The 18365-nt window shown below is 49.0% G+C and carries 18 protein-coding genes; 8 read left to right on the top strand and 10 right to left on the bottom strand.

All coding sequences use genetic code 11. The features are described from left to right. Positions 1 to 59 precede the first annotated feature (59 nt). A complete protein-coding gene (locus tag AF_RS01240; RefSeq protein WP_010877762.1) occupies positions 60 to 1244 on the top strand; it encodes a sodium:calcium antiporter in 1185 nt (394 codons plus the stop codon). On the opposite strand, the gene AF_RS01235 is transcribed toward AF_RS01240, so the two are convergent. Beyond that, positions 1234 to 1566 (bottom strand): hypothetical protein, encoded by a 333-nt coding sequence (locus tag AF_RS01235; RefSeq protein WP_010877761.1) that lies wholly within the window; start codon positions 1564 to 1566, stop codon positions 1234 to 1236. The two genes, AF_RS01240 and AF_RS01235, sit on opposite strands and share 11 nt — an antisense overlap. Beyond that, positions 1556 to 1834: a hypothetical protein gene (locus AF_RS01230; RefSeq protein WP_010877760.1), complete on the bottom strand. Its 279-nt coding sequence runs from the start codon at positions 1832 to 1834 to the stop codon at positions 1556 to 1558. The genes AF_RS01235 and AF_RS01230 overlap by 11 nt, the downstream gene beginning before the upstream one ends. Positions 1835 to 2020: 186 nt before the next feature. Here AF_RS01230 and AF_RS01225 point away from each other — a divergent pair, with 186 nt between their 5' ends. Next, entirely contained in the window at positions 2021 to 3088 is a 1068-nt protein-coding gene (locus AF_RS01225) for an NADH:flavin oxidoreductase (protein ID WP_048064194.1), read from the top strand. On the opposite strand, the gene AF_RS01220 is transcribed toward AF_RS01225, so the two are convergent. Beyond that, positions 3078 to 4445: a nucleotide pyrophosphatase/phosphodiesterase family protein gene (locus AF_RS01220; protein ID WP_010877758.1), complete on the bottom strand. Its 1368-nt coding sequence runs from the start codon at positions 4443 to 4445 to the stop codon at positions 3078 to 3080. The two genes, AF_RS01225 and AF_RS01220, sit on opposite strands and share 11 nt — an antisense overlap. Positions 4446 to 4553: 108 nt before the next feature. Between AF_RS01220 and feoB the strand changes: the two genes are divergently transcribed. Next, complete coding sequence (gene feoB / locus AF_RS01215; RefSeq protein ID WP_010877757.1) at positions 4554 to 6473, top strand: ferrous iron transport protein B; 1920 nt, start codon at positions 4554 to 4556, stop codon at positions 6471 to 6473. After that, the gene (locus AF_RS01210; RefSeq protein ID WP_148183404.1) at positions 6470 to 7102 is read left to right on the top strand and encodes a metal-dependent transcriptional regulator; all 633 of its coding nucleotides are present in this window, start codon (positions 6470 to 6472) and stop codon (positions 7100 to 7102) included. The genes feoB and AF_RS01210 overlap by 4 nt, the downstream gene beginning before the upstream one ends. A 134-nt stretch (positions 7103 to 7236) precedes the next feature. Here AF_RS01210 and AF_RS01205 read toward each other — a convergent pair whose 3' ends face one another. From AF_RS01205 to AF_RS01195, 3 genes are all read right to left on the bottom strand, one after another. Continuing rightward, positions 7237 to 8466, bottom strand: coding sequence for an ORC1-type DNA replication protein (locus AF_RS01205; protein WP_010877755.1), 1230 nt, complete (start codon positions 8464 to 8466; stop codon positions 7237 to 7239). Positions 8467 to 8581: 115 nt separating this feature from the next. Next, the gene (locus tag AF_RS01200) at positions 8582 to 10171 is read right to left on the bottom strand and encodes a radical SAM protein (protein ID WP_010877754.1); all 1590 of its coding nucleotides are present in this window, start codon (positions 10169 to 10171) and stop codon (positions 8582 to 8584) included. After that, positions 10168 to 11166 (bottom strand): nucleotidyltransferase family protein, encoded by a 999-nt coding sequence (locus AF_RS01195; RefSeq protein WP_010877753.1) that lies wholly within the window; start codon positions 11164 to 11166, stop codon positions 10168 to 10170. Before AF_RS01195 ends, AF_RS01200 begins: the two co-directional genes overlap by 4 nt. Before the next feature lie 50 nt (positions 11167 to 11216). Here AF_RS01195 and tsaA point away from each other — a divergent pair, with 50 nt between their 5' ends. After that, positions 11217 to 11636, top strand: a complete 420-nt coding sequence (gene tsaA / locus AF_RS01190; RefSeq protein WP_010877752.1) for a tRNA (N6-threonylcarbamoyladenosine(37)-N6)-methyltransferase TrmO — start codon at positions 11217 to 11219, stop codon at positions 11634 to 11636. Here the strand turns inward: tsaA and ade are convergent. Both ade and AF_RS01180 read right to left on the bottom strand, forming a co-directional pair. After that, positions 11608 to 13278 (bottom strand): adenine deaminase, encoded by a 1671-nt coding sequence (gene ade / locus AF_RS01185; RefSeq protein ID WP_010877751.1) that lies wholly within the window; start codon positions 13276 to 13278, stop codon positions 11608 to 11610. The genes tsaA and ade overlap by 29 nt on opposite strands. Further along, on the bottom strand, positions 13259 to 13843 hold the full coding sequence (locus tag AF_RS01180) for a phosphoribosyltransferase (protein WP_010877750.1): 585 nt from the start codon (positions 13841 to 13843) through the stop codon (positions 13259 to 13261). The genes ade and AF_RS01180 overlap by 20 nt, the downstream gene beginning before the upstream one ends. Before the next feature lie 93 nt (positions 13844 to 13936). Here AF_RS01180 and AF_RS01175 point away from each other — a divergent pair, with 93 nt between their 5' ends. After that, the gene (locus AF_RS01175; protein WP_010877749.1) at positions 13937 to 14914 is read left to right on the top strand and encodes an RNA-guided pseudouridylation complex pseudouridine synthase subunit Cbf5; all 978 of its coding nucleotides are present in this window, start codon (positions 13937 to 13939) and stop codon (positions 14912 to 14914) included. Here the strand turns inward: AF_RS01175 and AF_RS01170 are convergent. Both AF_RS01170 and AF_RS12995 read right to left on the bottom strand, forming a co-directional pair. Further along, positions 14911 to 16293, bottom strand: a complete 1383-nt coding sequence (locus tag AF_RS01170; protein ID WP_231487555.1) for a sodium:solute symporter family protein — start codon at positions 16291 to 16293, stop codon at positions 14911 to 14913. The genes AF_RS01175 and AF_RS01170 overlap by 4 nt on opposite strands. Then, entirely contained in the window at positions 16290 to 16433 is a 144-nt protein-coding gene (locus tag AF_RS12995; RefSeq protein ID WP_156029478.1) for a hypothetical protein, read from the bottom strand. Before AF_RS12995 ends, AF_RS01170 begins: the two co-directional genes overlap by 4 nt. A gap of 124 nt (positions 16434 to 16557) precedes the next feature. Here AF_RS12995 and AF_RS01165 point away from each other — a divergent pair, with 124 nt between their 5' ends. Both AF_RS01165 and AF_RS12325 read left to right on the top strand, forming a co-directional pair. Continuing rightward, positions 16558 to 17562, top strand: coding sequence for a zinc metalloprotease HtpX (locus tag AF_RS01165; protein ID WP_349284410.1), 1005 nt, complete (start codon positions 16558 to 16560; stop codon positions 17560 to 17562). Positions 17563 to 17599: 37 nt separating this feature from the next. Further along, positions 17600 to 18001 carry an MBL fold metallo-hydrolase gene (locus AF_RS12325; protein ID WP_010877745.1) on the top strand — a complete coding sequence of 134 codons (402 nt, stop codon included), beginning with the start codon at positions 17600 to 17602 and terminating at the stop codon, positions 17999 to 18001. Positions 18002 to 18365: the final 364 nt, after the last annotated feature.

Below are 18365 nucleotides of genomic sequence, written 5' to 3'. Positions count from 1 at the left end.
GGTATGAGTAAATAACGATTTCCGCCTTAATTTTAAATACCGCAAAAAAGCCTACCAGCATGGATTTCACGAAAGAAAAATTTCAGTTGCTTGCAATCTCATCTCTCACCCTTCCTTGGCTGATTTCCCTCGCATTTAATTATCATCATCCTGCATTAACCCAGACTCTGCTTTCCGGTTTAGCGGTGGTCTCTGCGAGCTTCCTCATTTCTTGGGCAGCAGAGACTGCAGAGATGGACGTTCCAAGGTCTTTCAGCTTGGCAATCGTTGCCCTTCTTGCCGTGCTGCCAGAGTATGCGGTTGACGGCTACTTTGCGTGGAAGGCTGGTAGCGTGGGAGGAGAGTACGTTCACTATGCAACAGCAAACATGACGGGAGCGAACAGATTGCTGATAGGCATTGGCTGGAGCCTCGTCGCCTTTATTGCTTTCAGGACGCTTAAAAGCAAGGAAGTGGAGCTTGACGATGGAATAAGGCTTGAAATCTTTTTCCTTTTCCTTGCAACTCTCTACGCTTTCACTTTACCGCTTAAGGGACACATCTCACCTTTCGATGCGCTTGTTTTTGTCTCTCTGTATGCCATCTACATCTACCTCTCCACGAAGGCTGAGAGAGAAGAAGTGGAGGTTGGGGGTGTTCCAGCCTACCTTTGCAGCTTGAAAACTGAAACAAGACGTCTTTCAGTGGTTGTCCTGTTTCTCTTTGCCGGTTTTACCATTTTGATGAGCGTTGAAGCTTTCTCGGAAGGTTTGCTTGAGACGGCGAGAATTGCTGGGATTGATGAATTTCTCGCTGTTCAATGGATTGCCCCCTTAGCCAGCGAGTCTCCCGAGCTAATTGTTGCGATTTACTTCGTTCGGAGATTCAGGGTTTCAGCTTCAATGAACGCCCTGATTTCCTCCAAAGTCAACCAGTGGACCCTTCTGATTGGAACAATAGCAATCATCTACAGCATCTCGGCATTCAAGCTCCAGAGCCTCCCTCTGGATGCGAGGCAGAGCGAGGAGGTTCTGTTAACTGCTGCCCAATCACTGTTTGCAGTTGCCATTCTGCTTGACCTGAAAATAAGCTGGAAGGAAGCTTCAGCCCTCTTCCTGCTGTTCATCGTCCAGCTGTTGTTTCCGGGAGTGGAAGTGAGATACATTATCTCGGCAATTTACATCATTCTTTCGCTGCCAATTCTTTTTGCAAAGAGAAAAGAGATTGTTGAGAGCTTCAGGACGGTTAAGAGGCTTATTTCCTGAGCATTTTCACGACTTCCTCAATGGGCATGTTTTCAATTTTTTCCGCAAGCTCAAAAACCTCTTCAAGATTGCCCTTCTCAAGGTATCCGAGCTCCCTCAGTATACGCCTTGCATGGGCCTTTGCCGCGGAAATGTCCCCCCTAACCCTGACGAAGATTATTACAGGCTCACTCAAAAGCACCGCTGAATACTCATCACTCTCAAAAACGAGTTCTTTAACTTCGAGCTTCTCGATGAGCTCTCTGATGGCTTTCAAATACGAAACTGCAACTTTGGAGTTTCCCTTTACTTCTCCATCAACGTACGCGTATTCAGCTTCCATTCAAAACCTCCTCAAGTCTTCTGAGACACCACCTAACTCTCTCCTCCTCAACGATTGCCAAAACGCATTTTCTGCTATCCCTTCTGAAAACCACGTACTGCCCATCAACGGCGAGATAACCTTGAAAGCTCTCCGCTGGAACGAGGACGTAAATAAGCTCTTTCAATTCAGCCGCTAAATCAGGTTCCAGACCAACAGTCGATATCTCATCCGAGCAGATTGCCAGCTTGTCCACCTTCAACTTTTCTGAAATCTCCTCGACACTCACTATTTTAACCAACAGAATTGAAGTAATTAACTTTTTTCGTTATTTTGGCGGCGACAGTTTTCTTAATTTTAAAAAAATAACCTTTTTAAAAAAACTTTTACTATTACGTCAACCTATATGCCTATCTTCATATCCTACCGCTCTTTAAACCAGAACTTTTTTCAATACTCGATCAATAAAAGCTACATGCTTTTCACACCTATAGAAACTGAGCACCTGAGAATGAAGAACCGCCTCGTCAGATCAGCAACGGCAGAATCGATGGCCACGAAGGAAGGTTTTGTGACTGAGGAGATGATAGAACTCTACACGAAGCTTGCGGAAGGTGGTGCTGGAACAATAGTGACGGGCTACATGTTCGTGAGCGAGGATGGCAGAGCCTCCTTCAAGATGACCGGCATAAGCGATGACAGCCACATCGAGGGGTTGTCAAAGCTGGTTGAAGCTGTCAAGGCTGCTGCAAAGGATGCTGTCTTTGTTGCACAGCTTGCCCACGCTGGAAGGCAGACTTTTCTGGGCAACGCCATTGCCCCTTCAGCGGTAAAGGACCCTTTCACGGGAGTTGAGCCGAGGGAGATGACAAGAGAGGACATTGAGAGAGTGATAGAAGCCTTTGTGAAGGCAGCCCTCAGGGCTGAGAAGGCTGGCTTCGATGCGGTGCAGCTTCACGCAGCCCACGGTTATCTGTTAAGCGAGTTCATCTCCCCCCATGTCAACAGAAGAAAGGACGAGTACGGGCAGGAGAGGGCAAAGATTTTGCTCGACATCTTCGATGGCATAAGGCAGAGGAGCAGAATCCCCGTCATGATTAAGATGAACGCCTGCGACTTCGTTCCCGGAGGGCTTGAAATTGACGAGGCTGTCAGGATTGCAAAGCTACTCGACGATGCTGGCTTTGAGGCCATTGAGGTGAGCGGGGGAATGTATGAATCCATCTACCACAACCGCTACAACGTTGTCAGTCAGAAGGTTGCTAAGAGCGGGGAGGCTTACTTCAGGGAATACGCCTTCAGGATAAAGGAGGCTGTTAGCATTCCAGTAATGGCTGTGGGAGGGATAAAAAGCAGGCAAACTGCAGAGGAACTGCTGAAAAAGGTGGACTTCGTTTCAATGTCCAGACCTCTGATCAGAGATCCCTACCTGCCGAAAAAGATGATGAACGGAGAGGTTGATGCCTCAGACTGCAAATCCTGCAACCTCTGCCTCACAGCAATCTTCGAAGGAAAACCCTTAGCATGCTACGCTAAGAACTGAGAAGCTTGAGGACTGCAGGTAAAATATCCATAATCATCCCCCTTTCTTTCCACTCCTCCTTCAATCCCGGCTTGTGGATTAGGCCGAAACCAACGGACTCCTCAAAGTAAAGCCCCCCATGTGCCCCCTTGTGGTCTGCCCTCTCAAATTCATATCCCCTCCTTGCTGCAATAACAAAGTCACCGCACCTCTCGCTCTTCAACAAACCCTTAACTCTCTCTTTGGCCATCGGATACTCCTCGCCAAACTCGTATTCGCTGAGAGGTAGCACCTCCTTTTCGTCTGCCACGTAAATTTCACCATCCTTTTTGAAGAATACGTGCTCAACACTCTCGAATTCTCTTAGAGCTTCAAAAACCTTTTCTTCCCGTTTTAGAGCATAAATGTGGCACATCCTCGGACCGCTTGGTGCGAAAACCGCATCACCTTCCTTTCCTGTTCTCTGCCTGTACTCGTGGTAATCGATGTTGGTGAAGGCGTTGAGGCCGAACTCTTCAAACTCCTCTGCCAAATCAACATGATACTTCTCACCCTCCTTAAGCCTCATCTGACCGTGGTCCGTAACTACACCCATAACTGGTTCAAAATCCTTTTCAAGCTCCCTGTAGAGCTTCCCAAGCTCTTCGTCAGCATCTCTGATTGCATCTTCTGCAGAATCGTAGATGAAAGGCTTACCCTCCTCCCCCTCGAAGCTGTCAGGCCCGAAGAGGTGCGATGCGGCATCCGTCTCCATGAACCACGTCACTCCAAACCTGTATCCAGCTCTCACAGCCTTAAGAGTGTTCCTCACAGCAATCTCATGCTGCAGAACGTGCAGCGGGAAAAGCTTCAAAATCAACTTTTTCAAGAAAGAGCTCTTCTTTCTCCCCCTATGCCTTGCAAACCTCCTCAAAAACATGAGCTTGCTGGCAACAGCCACACCTTTATCCTCTCCCGGAGATATGAAGCTCATCTTCAGGTCTGCACCCTTTCTCACCAGATCAGCGCTGAATGTTCTCAAACCCAGATCCTTGGCCATCTCAAAGCCTGTCTTCGCAACAAGGTGCTCATCGTTAAGATTTGTGGAAGCATCAATCCAGTTGTCGGGCATTGTTAGCTCGAAATCGTATCCCACATACTCCCCTTTCGCTCTGTCGTACCACGCCTGCCCAACAAGCCCGTGCTCACCCGGAAATGCTGCCGTTGAAATGGAAGCGTGACCGCTAACAGTGGCAGAGGGGAAGACAGAGATGCATTCATCAATCAAAAGAGACTCCTTTGAAATCTCCTCCAAAAAGGGGAGCTTCCCGGCTTTGAAAAGCCTCCAGAAAACACCGTGGCTTACACCATCAACTACGACGATTACGGCACACTTCACAGCTTGCTTAGGGCTAAGTTGTTAATAACTTTAATTTTCTGTATTAAAAAATCGGTTTTGAATTTTTTGACCAAAACCTTTAAATAATTTAGGTTAGCCTAAAAACCAATGGAATGTCACAGTGTTAAAGCGGAAACCGTCACTGCAGAAAAAAAGGTGGCGCTCGTGGGGAACCCCAATGTGGGGAAAAGCGCTCTATTTTACGCCCTCACCGGGAAGTATGCGACCATTTCCAACTACCCCGGCACAACAGTCGACATTGCCGTTGCCAAACTTGGTGATCTGGAGATTATCGACACTCCGGGAATGCACTCCCTCGTTCCGGTTACGGGAGAGGAGGAGGTGGCAAGAAAGCTGCTTGAGGAGGCTGATTTAGTCGTTCACGTTGTTGATGCGAAGAACATAAGGAGAGCGCTTCCCTTCACCCTTCAGCTCATAGAGGCGGGGTTCAACACCATACTCGTCCTGAACCTCGTTGATGAGGCCGAGAAGTTTGGAATTTTCATAAACGAGAAGCTGCTTGAGGAGAGACTGGGCATTCCAGTTCTGAAAACCGTTGCGACTGAGAAGAGAGGAGTTGGGCGTCTGAAGGATGAAATAAGAAAGAGAATTGGTTTAAAGCCAGAGAAAAAGAGGTTAATTCGCTTCTCCCCACAGGTTGAGAAAGTTGTATCCGAGGTTGAAGGGCTGATTGAAGGAGAATACAGCATTTCAAAGAGAGGACTGGCGATTCTTCTCCTTCTGAAAGACTCAGTGTCACTTGAGGCCGTTAAGAGGGAGAAGAATTATCCTCAGATACTGGAAAAGGTCAGCAAAAGCAATCTTCTCCCCTACGAGATAATGAGGGAAATCTATGAGAATGCCGAAAGAATTCTCGATGGCGTTATCGAGGAGAGGGACGTGGAGAGCAGCATTGCAAGAAAAATCGGTATTCTCGCCCTCAATCCCCTTTTCGGAATTCCCCTAACAATTCTGTCCCTCGCCTTCATCTACCTTCTCGCAGGCATTCTGGGAGCTCAGATTCTCGTTGACTTAATTGAAACTTGGTTTGAGGAGAACGTTAACACTGCCGTGAACACCTTTCTTGAGCAGAACATTCCTAATTACTGGCTGAGGGAGCTTATCGGCGGAGAGTACGGCATTATCACTCTCGGAATCAGATACGCAATTGCAATAATCTTCCCCATAGTCACAACCTTCTTCATTGCCTTCTCCCTTCTTGAGGATTCGGGAATTCTTCCGAGGACGGCTTACCTGCTGGATGGAATTTTCAAGAAAATCGGGATGAGTGGCAGAGCTGTTATCCCACTTCTCCTCGGAACTGGATGCGGAACGATGGCCGTTATTGTTACAAGAATTCTCGAAACGTGGAGGGAGAGGGTTATTGCCACGATTCTCCTTGCAGTGGGCATTCCATGCAGCGCTCAGCTTGGCGTGATGCTCGGAATTGCCCCTGACTTCAGGGCGATGATGATATGGATCTCAGTGGTTACTGCAGTTCTGCTGATAGCGGGATTTATTTCCTCAAGGGTGATTCCGGGTGAGAGAGCAGTTTTCTTCATGGAAATACCTCCCATAAGGGTCCCAAGGCCTGAAAATGTGTTTTACAAAACCGTTTCGAGATTGGAGTGGTACTTTAAGGAAGTTCTCCCGATTTTTGTCCTCATAAGCGTTTTGATCTGGATTGGAAGAATAACGACCGCCTTTGACATCATAGTTTCAGCACTGAGTGTACCAGTCTCCGCAATAGGACTTCCACCCAAAGCCTCCGAAGTGTTCCTTTACGGGTTTTTCAGGAGGGATTACGGAGCTGCAGGACTTTTTGACATCTCCAGCGAGGGTTTGCTGAGCTACGGACAGGTTGTTGTTGCGATGGTCACTCTAACTCTCTTTGTTCCCTGCATAGCCCAGTTCAGCATCATCTGCAAGGAGAGGGGGATAAAGCAGGGAATAGCTGTATTCTTGCTGTCTGTGGCGATAGCCTTTACTGCAGGCTACGCCACTGCTGTTATGATGGGGGTGGTTTGACGGTTTTAAAGCTTTCAGAAACTGCGGAGAACATCCTGAGAGATGTATGGATGGCAGAGGAGGAAGGAAAAAGGCTTAAAGTCGATTCTGTGGAAACAGAGGCACTGGAAGAGCTGAAGAGAGAAGGATTGCTGACAGTTGACGGAGGCATTATCAAGCTGACAGATAAAGGTAGGAAAAAGGCAGAGAAAATCGTTAGGCTTCACAGACTTGCTGAAAGGCTCCTTAGCGACATTTTGGGGTTTAAGGATGTTGAAGAGCACGCTTGCAAGTTCGAGCATCTAATTGACGATGAGGCTGAGGAGGCGATATGCACCTTACTGGGACATCCTCAGGTCTGCCCGCATGGCAGGAAAATTCCTCAGGGCCACTGCTGCATAGAGAAGGAAACAGAGGTGGAGAAGGTCATCTACAGGCTGAGTGAGCTCTCTCCGGGAGACGAGGCAGAAGTCAAGTACACCGTGGCTGATGACAGGGAAACAAGGATGTTAATCTCAGCAGGCATAATTCCCGGTGTTGGGTTAAAGGTCATAAGGGTTTATCCCGCCTTTGTTATTCAGATTGAAAACACCCAGTTCGCCCTCGACAAGAAGCTTGCCGATGCAATTTACGTGGTCAGGAGGGGTTGAGGTTTACATAGGTAAAAGCTCCAATAAAGCAAAAATTGTAGCCCGCCAAGTGGAATTCCCCTCACCAATCAGGGAACGCATGGCTGGCGGGCACGCCGGGTAGGAAAAGTTGATAAAAGAAAATAAAAGTCTTTCTAAAACTGGAATAAGTTGAGGTTCGCCAGCTTCTTCAGCTCCCCCTCGAATTTTCTGAGGTTTTGCAGCCTGTAATCTTCCTCAAGAGCTTTTCTAAGAACTTTTTCGTCAGCTTCAAGCTTCATCTCCCTTGTCCTGCCATACCTCCCTTTGGATATTACAACGGAGTTCAGAATTCCGAGCATATCGAGTTCAGAAATCAAATCACTGATTCTTCTCTGCGTGAGCGGGTCAACTCCAACCTTTCCGCAAAGCTTCTTGTAAACGCAGTAAACCTCCCCTGTCGTGAACTTTGGCGAGTTCTCAGAAATCAAGGACATGCTGTAGAGCAGAATTTTGCTGTGAACCGGTAAAGTCCTTACTGTCTCAATCATGTAGTCTGTCTCAATTTTCCTTACGGCCTTCTTAACGTGCTCAACCCTCACCATGCTGTCCCTTTCCCTCTCAGCAATCTCAGCACTCACTCTCAGCAAATCGAGGGCTTTTCTCGCATCACCGTGCTCCTGAGCAGCTATTGCAGCGCAGAGCTGGATAACTCCATCCTCCAGCACTCCGTCCTCAAAAGCCAGCTTTGCCCTCTGCTGCAGAATGTCCTCAAGCTGCTCTGCATTGTATGGCGGAAAAACAATCTCTTCCTCGCTGAGCGAGCTCAAAATTCTCGCATCCAGATACTCCTTGAATTTCAGGTTGTTAGATATCCCAACAATGCAGATGCTCGAATTCTCAAGCTCCGAGTTTATCCTCGTGAGGCCGTACAGAGCTTCCTCGGCCTTCTTAACCAGCTTGTCTATTTCGTCGAGAATAACAACAACTCTGGTTCCTCTCCTCTCAAGAGCTTTTTTGACCTCTTCATAAACCTGGTCGGTAGGCCAGCCGGTCATGGGGACGTTGCTGCCGAACTTTCTCGCCAGGCTTGCAAGAACCCTGTAGGCGGTATCAACGATCTCGCAGTTTATGTAATGTACCGCTACATTCAGCTTCGCCTTCCTGCTCGCCTCCTCCAGCTGTCTGGCTACAAAAAGCACGGTTGCGGTTTTTCCCGTACCTGTTTTTCCGTAAATGAAGATGTTTGAGGGAGTCCCGCCCCTAAGCATGGGGGAGAGCAGTAGTGCAAGCTGGTTGATCTGCTCTTCCCTGTGCGGGAGCTTTTCTGGTGTGTAACTATGCCTTAAAACATCTCTATTTTTAAATATTGTCGCTGAGCTCAAAATATTGTCAAAGATATTCATTTAACCACCAATTCTGGCTAATTCCTCTCCGTATAAAGCTTTTTCCATTCTCAATTTTTTTTATTTACAATTGAATCATATTCACCGCCGAGAGTTTAATGGAAATAGTCTCTAATTATTCTCCACCCACCTTGAGGTAAACCAAGGCTTCCTTTCCACCAATTGCTTCCAGTTCAGCATCACTTCCTATGGGTCTCCTCATATAAACCTCTCGGCCGACCTTTCCGAGCAAAAACTCAAGCTGCTCCAGGGTGGCTTTGTTTACGTCAAGGTCGGCCTCAACCGCAGTAACGCTCCTGTGGCCGTAATCGACAACCCTTGCGTCAACATAGAGATTTCTGGGGTACTTTCCAACCAGACCAACAAGAATCGGGTAGGTAGCAAGCTGCCTCGCGTAGCTGATTTTGCCCTCAACCTCCACTCTGAGGTCGGTTATCCTTCTACCTTTGGGAAGAATTTTTTTCAGCATGGGCGTGTCTATGTTCTCCCTCACTCTGTTTTTGAAAGCTATAAACTCCTTTCTGTGCTTTTTCAGCCTTCTGTCCCCCTCCTTCTCCATCGGCGTTCCGGGGAATATCTTCACCTGCCTGATGTTGATTCTCCTCAGAAGGAGGTTTCTTTCCATAACCTCCTCGAGAAACCGGTAGTTCAGCTCAAAAGTCTCCTTCGTCTCCCCTTTCAGCCCTATGACGAAGTTTATGCCAGGGAGAAAGTAGGGAAGACCGTTGTAGGAGGGGTGCCTGCCGTATCTGTTAATCAGCTCGATGGCGAACATTACCTCCTCCGGAGATGCTGCCAGGCTGTTTTTCCTCACAACTCTCTCATCGGCACTCTCAAGCCCCATGGCCGCCACGTTGCCGGGAGTCTGATACATTACGATGGTCTTTATAAGCTCCGCAGACTCTTCCGGATGCTCCGCTATCGTTTTCGGATTCACGTTGTCGATGTGGAGGGTTTTGATTTTTGGGCACAAATCCCATATCGCCCTGTGAAACTTTTTCATCGCCTCAGGATTCGGTCTCGGAACACCCTCAAACTCCCCCAGATAGCTGAAAAAGTCAGTCTGCCTTCCGAGACGGAAGTGTCTAACACCGCAATCGTAGAGGGCTTTTACCTCTCCAAGCACGTCTTCAGGGCTTCGGAACCACAGGCTGTGAACTCTCTCGATGCAGAAGCTGCACTTGCCCCAGTAGCACCCCCTGTAGGTCTCGATCTCGCAGATGATGTGGGGAAAGTCCGGATGCTGCCTCACAACCTCAGCACCGCGAGCGGCAAAGGCATTGAGGTTGAACTTCTCTCCCCCAAGCCTCTCGAAAAGCTTCCTTTCGAAGGGGAAGTCTATGACCTCAATTTCAACGTCCTCAAGCATTCTCAACTCCTTCTGCGAAAGTTCGAGGGTGATTGGGCCTACGAGCAGATTTCTCTCAGCAAGCCCCATTGAAAAAAGCTCCTTCTTGCTCAAAGGCTTTCCTCCGAGATACTTTCCGGGAACAGCTATGCCCGCAATGATCACAGCCAAATCAAACTTCTTCAACCTCTCGACAGTTTCCGGATGGGCTCTGAGGTGGTCGATTGTGAAGTAGGTTGCCTCATAATCGAGCGATTTCAGCATCCCGTAAATGTATCTTGGATAGGGAGCTACGTAAGGCGGAACTCCGAGACAGGAAGGCTCGTCAACGTATCCATCGATTATTGCGGCTTTCATCCTCTCTGAATCTTCGCATGCCCGCCAATTATCGAGCCGCTCAGCTCGATGTTCCTGATCTCGCAATCGTCATCAATTATGCTCCTCCAGAGCCTCACCCTCTTCAAAACCGTCTTGGAAAACACAACGCTCTCACTCACATCTGATGAGTCGATCTCGCAGCCCTCGCCGATGTAGGCGTAGGGCCCAACAATCGACCTGCCCTTTATGACCACATCCCTTTCAATCACAACCGGCTCGATGATTTTAGCAGCCTTGGCAACCTCCACCGACTCGTGAACGAAGCTGTCAGTGTAAAACTTGAAGGCCTCGATGTAGGAGTCGGGATTTCCCACATCGTACCAGTTTCCGTTGTCGAAGATGCAGCCGTAAACATCCATTTTCTGGCAGAGGTAGCTGAGGAAATCGCCAAGGTTATCGCTCCTCTCATTCCCACCAACATACTCAACGAGTAAGTCGGCTATTTCCCTCGGAAAAGTGTAGATAGCTATTCCAACAAGGGTTGAAGCTGGCTTTTCCGGCTTTTCATAAAACCTTCTCACAATTTCCCCCTCAAGCTCCGCCACACCGTACCTTTTTGCCAGCTCGTAATCCCCAACGTCGTAGAGGGCGGTAACAGGCGATTTTTTCTTCCTGAAGAGCTCTACAATAGGGTTAAGCTCGAAGGAGAAAATGTTGTCTCCGGCAACAACAAGGAAGTCGTCGTCAATGCCCTCAACAACCTGTGCGAGAGCCTTTACTGCTCCAAGCTTCTCCTCCTCCCTCATCGTGTCCTCAACAACCACCTCAACGTCCTTACCCTCAGCCCACTTCCTGAAGTCCTCCTCGAACCTTTTGTTTGTGGATAGTAGAATGGGTGAGTTGAACTTCAGAACCTTCTCGTAAACGTGGTCAACTATCCTCTTAGTTCCTACAGGCAGCAGGGGCTTCGCCTTGCTCTTGGTTATCGGCCAGAGCCTCGTTGCGTAACCGCCCGCCATTATTATGACTTTCATCGTGCTGTCTTTGTTCAAAAAGAATAAAAAGCTTTTGAGGGAGTCAAAATATGATTCTGAAACCCATAGGAGTTGTTAAATCGCCATTCAAAACTCAAAACGATGCCCCAAGACAGGGGAGGTTCTCCGATGCGGTTTCGGAGATAGCCATCTTTGATGAATACGCTGATGGATTGCACAAAATTGAGAACTTACGCCATATCATCGTGCTTTACTGGATGGATAAAGCCAGCAGAGATAAGCTGAGAGTTGTGCCACCCGGAGAGACCGAAGAGAGGGGTGTCTTCACCACCCGCTCTCCGAGCAGGCCGAATCCGATTGGACTCTGCGTTGTGGAGATTCTTGAGGTTGAGAGGAATAGACTGAAGGTCAGATGGCTTGACGCTCTCGACGGCTCTCCGGTTATCGACATCAAGAAGTATTCTCCCGAGATCGACTGCGTCAATCAGCTTGAAGGTCAACAACCCTAAATGCCTCTACATCCACCAGTCCCAGGTCCGTGAGCTTCAGCTTGGGTATAACGGGTAAGGCGATGAAGGATAGGGTGATAACTGGGGACTTCAGCCTGCAACCGAGCTTTCTGACTTCCTCCTCAATTTCTGAAAGCCTTTCCAAAACCCTCTCTGCCCTCTCATCGCTCATGATTCCCGCTATCGGCAAAGGCAGTTCAGCCCTGACTTCTGCATCCGCAACAACTATTCCCCCCTGCAGTTCAATGACTCTGTTCACCGCCGCGCAGATGCTCCCGTCATCCACTCCCACGCATACGATGTTGTGAGCGTCGTGAGCGATGCTCTGGGCTATAGCCCCTCTTTTCAGGCCAAATCCCCTCACGTAAGCCTTTCCGACCCTACCACTCCGGATGTGTCTTTCAACCACAACGGCCTTCAAAATGTCCCTCTCCACATCAACGCCTTGAACTTCTTCTATAGCCTCCCCGGTAACAATTTCCCCGTCATAGACCTCTATAACCCTTACCCTCCCCGTCTTGAGCTGAATACTCTCGGGAGTTATCTTTCTCGCCTTTACAGTCTTCTTTGCCCATTCGGGATGGTTGAAACGCTTGAACTCTGGCCTTCTCCCCCCGACGAACACGTCCCTGACCTCAAACTTTCTGAGGTTCTTGAGGAGAACTATATCCGCAAGGCGCGAAGGTGCTATCAGGCCAGCGTTAATTCCGAAGTACTCCGCCGGGTTGAGAGTCAGCATCTGCAGAGCCTTTATTTCATCAATGCCCTCCTCTATTGCCCTTCTGAAAACGTGGTCGAGATAGCCCTCTTCGATTATGTCCTTAACGCTCCTGTCGCCATCAGTTACAAGCATCGTGTGCCTGTTTCCCGTCAGCCCTTTCAGAGCCACCAGGTTTCTTGCTGCGGAGCCTTCCCTTATCATAACCCACATGCCAAGCCTGAGCTTCTCCTTTCCCTCCTCAAATGACGTCGTTTCGTGGTCCGATGATGCTCCAGCAGCAATGTACGCGTTTAGCTTCTTACCCCTCAAACCCGGAGCGTGTCCATCAACGATTCCGGCGAGGACGATCTTCTCAAGCACCTCTCTGTCAGCACTTACAACCCCAGGAAAGTTCATCATCTCTGCAAGCCCCAAAACCTCCTCCTCTTCGAGCAACTCCCTTATCTCCTCCACACCTATTCTCGCTCCCGACGTTTCGAGGGGGGAAGAGGGGACGCACGAGGGCACCATGCAGTAGAAGCGGAGCGGTGTGCTCCTTGCCTCCTCCAGCATCAGCATTACTCCATCCTTTCCGAGGACATTAGCAATTTCATGGGGGTCTGCAACAACACCCGTTGTACCTCTCGGCACAACGAGCCTCGCAAATTCTGAAACGGTGAGCATGGACATCTCGATGTGGGTGTGCGCGTCAATCAAACCCGGAACAGCTACAAGATTGGAAGCTTCGCACTCCTCAACGCCAGAGTAACTCCCAATTCCGGCAATAAAACCCTCAGCAACTGCTATATCTCCCTCAAAAATTTCTTCGTTAACTAAATCAACAATCTGAGCGTTTTTTACAACAAAATCTGCTCTCCTGTCCCCCCTTGCAACCTCGATGATTCTTCTCAGCTTTTCGACGTCAGCAGTCGGTGAGGACATCCCTCACAAGCTCCTCATCAACCTCAAGGTCGAACTCTTCCTTGAGCGCTCTGACAGCCTCATCAACTGTTTTAGCATTAACCTTTTCAATCAAATCCCTTAGCTCCTCCTTGACGCTCCAAGGATAAACTATCCATCTCCACGCTTCCATTTTTGCAGCATAGTAATCCGGGACGAACTTTGAAGTGGTTTTGTAGTCAACAACAGCCACTCTGATTTCTGCAGGGCGGTACTGGTTGACGTGGTCAACAACGACCCTGATGGTGTCACCCGTATCTGCAACATCATCTACAATGAGAATTTTCTTCCCGCTTACATCCACATTCAGCGGCTGGGTGATTTTAGCCTCCTCCCTTTTCTCTGCAACATCCCAGTGCTCAGTTTTGACGCTGTAAAGCTCTCTGATATCCAAATAATCGCATACAATTCTCGCAGGCACCCATCCACCTCGGGCAATGGCCACAACAGCATCAGGCTGGTAGCCGCTTTCCCTGACCTTCATTGCAAGTTCTTTGCACAGCTTTCGTATCTCATCCCAGGTGTAGAGAACACACTTGAACTTCACGCTGGCTTTACAAAAAAAGCGTTTAAAATGTTTTCGATGCTGACACCTCAAAGCTGGCTAAAAAGTTAAAAAGTTCGAGGGATTAGGGAGGATGTGAAACTGGAAAACTTCTACGTCAAGGATGACGCAAGCACGGATGAGAGCTACGGATGCTACCCAACCAAGAGGCCGATGGAGGAGTACATCAGGAAGGGGTTAGTGTGCATCGACAAGCCCATGGGGCCAAGCAGCCACGAGGTGGTTGTTTGGGTGAGGAGGATTCTCAATGTCAGCAAAACGGGCCACGCAGGCACTCTCGACCCAAGAGTTACAGGCGTTCTGCCAATTTTCATTGAAAATGCAACAAAGATGGTCAAGTTCCTTCAGGAGTCGAGCAAGGAGTACGTCTGCCTCATGAGGCTTCACGGTGATGCGAAGAGGGAGGATGTTGAGAAGGTGATGAAGCTCTTCGTCGGCAGAATCTACCAGCGCCCCCCGCTTAAGTCCGCGGTTAAAAAAGTGCTGAGAATCAGGGAGATTTACGAAATGGAGCTTCTGGAGATGGAGGGCAGGGACGTGCTTTTCAGAGTTGTTACTGAATCTGGAACATACATCAGAAAGCTCTGCAGGGACATCGGAGAGGTGCTTGGCACTGGGGCGCACATGCAGGAGCTAAGAAGAACTCGGACGGGGAAATTTGGAGAGGACATGTGCTACACACTGCAGGACCTGCTTGATGCTTACGTTTTCTGGAAGGAGGAGGGAGAAGAGAAGTATTTAAGGGAGATAATCAAGCCGATGGAGGTTGCTGCTGCAGAGCTGCCCAAAATCGTCATCAAAGATTCCGCTGTTGATGCCATCTGCCATGGGGCGAATCTTTCAGTGAGGGGAGTGGCTTACGTGGAGAAGAATGTTAAGAAGGACAGCACTGTGGCGATCTTCACGCTGAAAAACGAGCTGGTGGCAATTGGCAGAGCTTTAATGGATGCAGAAGACATCTACAGGCTTAAAAAAGGAATTGCTGCGGACATTCAGAGAGTGATGATGGAGAGGGGAGTGTATCCCAAAGTCTGGAAGTCCTCTTCTGATTAGGGCTGTTTTTCGCTGGATGATAGGGCGAGGAACACGGCAAAGGAGATTATGAAGGTCCAGACCGAAGCTGGAATGCTGAGGGGCGAGAGCTTCTGGAAGCTCAGAACAACTGCGGTTATGAATCCAGCTGAAAGCGTTGCAATTCCCGCCAACCTTCCTCCCCTGTTAAGGTGGAAAACACCCAGTATCAGGGGAAGCTGGCAGAGGAGTATTGTTGAGCTTAAGACACTGAGCTCAACGATGTATCCGGGCCTTGAGTAGGCGAACAGAGCTACGGCAACTGTCAGAATTACTATCAATACCCTCCCGCTCCCCACCTTCTCACTGCCAAGCAAATCCCTCGTTATCATCGACGAGAGCGTCAGGACTATGGAGTTTGCAGTGGTGATTGCTGCAGCAAAGATGCTCAGCGAAATTGCGGCTCCAAGCAGAGGGGGCATCATTGCAAGCATTGTCGGCGTTACCGCATCCCTGTCGGGGACTTTGGGGAAAACACCCATTTCGGTCATGGTTCTCAGCTCAAGGCCAATGAGCGTGACTATTACGGTGTAGATGAGGCCGAAGAAGCCGAAGAGAATTACCATTCTCCTTAAAGCTGACCTGTCCTTCGGGATGTAAAGTCTCTGGAATACCTGAGGATTTGTGAGGGCAAAGAAGAACCACGGAAGCGTGAGGGATATGAACTTCACAGGCGTCCAGATGCTGTTTGGAACAACCAGTAGCTCTCCAAGCCTTGAAACTTCTGTAAAGAAATCCTTTTCGGCGAAGCCATACTGATGAACCCACAGTATGGCTGCAATTGCCATCAGCAGCATGAAGACTCCCTGAAGGGCGTCTGTCCACGCCACACCCCTGAGTCCACCGAGGAAGGCCCAAAGAGCGATGAGAATTGCTGAAGCCACAATGCCAGCTTCAAAGCTCATTGCATTGGTCTTGCTGAGTATGAGGCTCACCCCTATTAGCTGGACAGATATGTAGGGGATTAGGGCAATTGAGACGATTACGGCCATCAGCTTAGCCACTTCACTGCCGTACCTCTCTGCAATCATGTCACCCGGAGTGACGTAGCCCCTCTCCTTTGCCATTTCCCAAACTCTGGGAGCGTAGTAGGAGAGGAGGAAGAGAGTGCCGACAAGGTAGAAAAGCTCGAATCCCAAAGCTCCCACGCCTGAAAAGTAGCTCAGCCCCACGAGCCCTACCATCATGAAGGCGGAGTAAGTTGTGGCTGCGTAGGTCAGGGCTGAGATGACACCGCTAACTTTTCTGCCAGCTATGTAGTACTCCTCCTGCGTTCTCAGCCCCTTCATCGCCATTATTGCAATGGCAGTTCCGATGATTATGTAACCTATAAAGGCGTAAAGAAACTCGATCAACTTCACCACCTCTTAATCGTCAAGTATGTAAGGTATGCAGCAGTTACAGCAGTCCAGTAAAGGTAAGTGGTCATGTCATGGCTTCTTATCGCAACAAACGGAACCAGCATGGCAGCAATAACCACAATTCCTTCAAGCAGCTTCATCGAACATATGTTCGAGAAGTTGTTTTTATTGTTTTTGGTTGTGCTGTTTATGGGAGACTGGGGATTTGAAATTAGCGGACACCTTTTAAACTATAAATACCGCAGCAGCCTATAAACCAACATGATGCTGTACTTCTTCGACCCCGTGTACATGATGCTGGCCGTGCTGGGCTACTTCGTAATGCTGCTCTTAGCCTCCACCATCGCCCCCAAGGTGGCCAGCAGAGTTTCAGGGAAGTTCTCGCTCTTCACCTCAATGGTACTTCTCGCCGGAATGATTCTCGCCATTTCGGCAGCAATAATCTACCTCATACTGGCCTACGCTGGAGTTTACATCAGCTTCTACGGGCTTATAATCTTCCTGTTGATAATCAACCTGCTGATGTACCTGCTTTCCCCCTACATCATCAACCTCAGCTACGGAGCGCAGAGAGACGAGAGGCTGCAGATGGTTGTGAACAGCGTTGCGAGGAGGCTGAACGTAAAGCCGCCAAAGGCGGTGGTTGTGAGAAGTCCCCCGAACGCCTTCGCCTACGGAAACTTTTTGACGGGAAAGTTCGTGGCGGTTTCAGAGTCGCTGATGAGGATGCTCAGCCAGGAGGAGCTTGAGGCAGTCATTGGTCATGAAATCGGCCACCACAAGCACAGGGACAATGCCGTGATGCTCCTCTTCGGCCTGCTGCCCTCAGTAATCTTCTACCTCGGTTACGCCTTGCTCCACTCCTCAATGAGGGACGACAGGAGGGGAGCGCAGCTCGCAGCAATTGGCATTGCAGCAGTTATAGTTTCATTTATAGTCCAGATTCTCGTTCTCGCCTTCAGCAGGCTCAGAGAGTACTATGCGGACTTCGAGGGAGTTAGGGCGACAAACAAGGATGCAATGCAGAGGAGTCTGGCGAAGATACACCTCTTCTACCACCGCTACCCCGACTACCTCGCCCCCATCCAGGACAGCAAGTTCAGAACTCTCTTCATCTACGCCTTCACCAATGCGGTGGCTGAGCCAATAACGAGAGCTGACATTGAAGCGCTGAAGAACATGAAAGTCAGCCCCATTCAGGAGTTCCTTTCAACACACCCGCCACTGCCGAAAAGGCTGAGGTTTATCGAGAGTATAAGAGTTTTTTAGCTGTAAAATTTTTTAACTTCAAACATAACACTCTTTTGTGAAGCTTAAGTCAAAGGGCTGCAATGTTTATCTCATAAAAGATGGAGATTCCACATACCTGATTGATGCGGGGACAGATGAAGGGCTAATTTCAAAGCAGTTGAAGGAGATTGATGGCATAATCATCACCCACGCCCACTTCGACCACTACGCTGCTGCAAGCGCTCTGCAGAGAGAGTTCGGATGCCCTGTCTATGTACACAGCGAAGACATCCCCTTTATCCTTGGAGAGAAGAGAATGATGTATTCTGGCTTTCTCGGCTTGTTTGCGAGAGTTGGGGAGAGAATATTCAGGGCTGAACCTCCAGAAGATCTGAAAAGCATTGAGAAGCTGAACATCAACGCCACCATCATCCACACACCCGGCCACACTCCCGGCAGTTATCTGCATTCTTCATGAGAGAAACCTTTACTGCGGAGACCTGCTGAGGGGCAGGAAAGGACTATCGCTTTCTCCAAAAAGCTTCTGCTCCGACTACAGCCAGTATGTCGAATCAGTAAGAAAAATTTCAGGGTTGAATTTCTCAGGGGTTTACCCGGGACACGGAAACGCCGGCAGCAGAGCTGATTACGACGTCCTGCTCTCGAAGATCCTGAAGGGGACTTAAAAGGGGGACTTAAATTCATCATGACAAATAAACAAAAATTTTATATGCCCTCAGGCCAAACAGTTATTGTTGCAGGGCAAACCGGGCAAAGAAGAGTGACGGAACACATGGGGCCGGAGGGTAAAACCGAAGGCTCTGTGTCGGGTACGTCAGAAA

Origin of the sequence: Archaeoglobus fulgidus DSM 4304 (genome assembly GCF_000008665.1) — an archaeon.
Classification (GTDB): Archaea; Halobacteriota; Archaeoglobi; order Archaeoglobales; family Archaeoglobaceae; genus Archaeoglobus; species Archaeoglobus fulgidus.
This window is presented reverse-complemented; position numbering and strand designations above follow the sequence as displayed.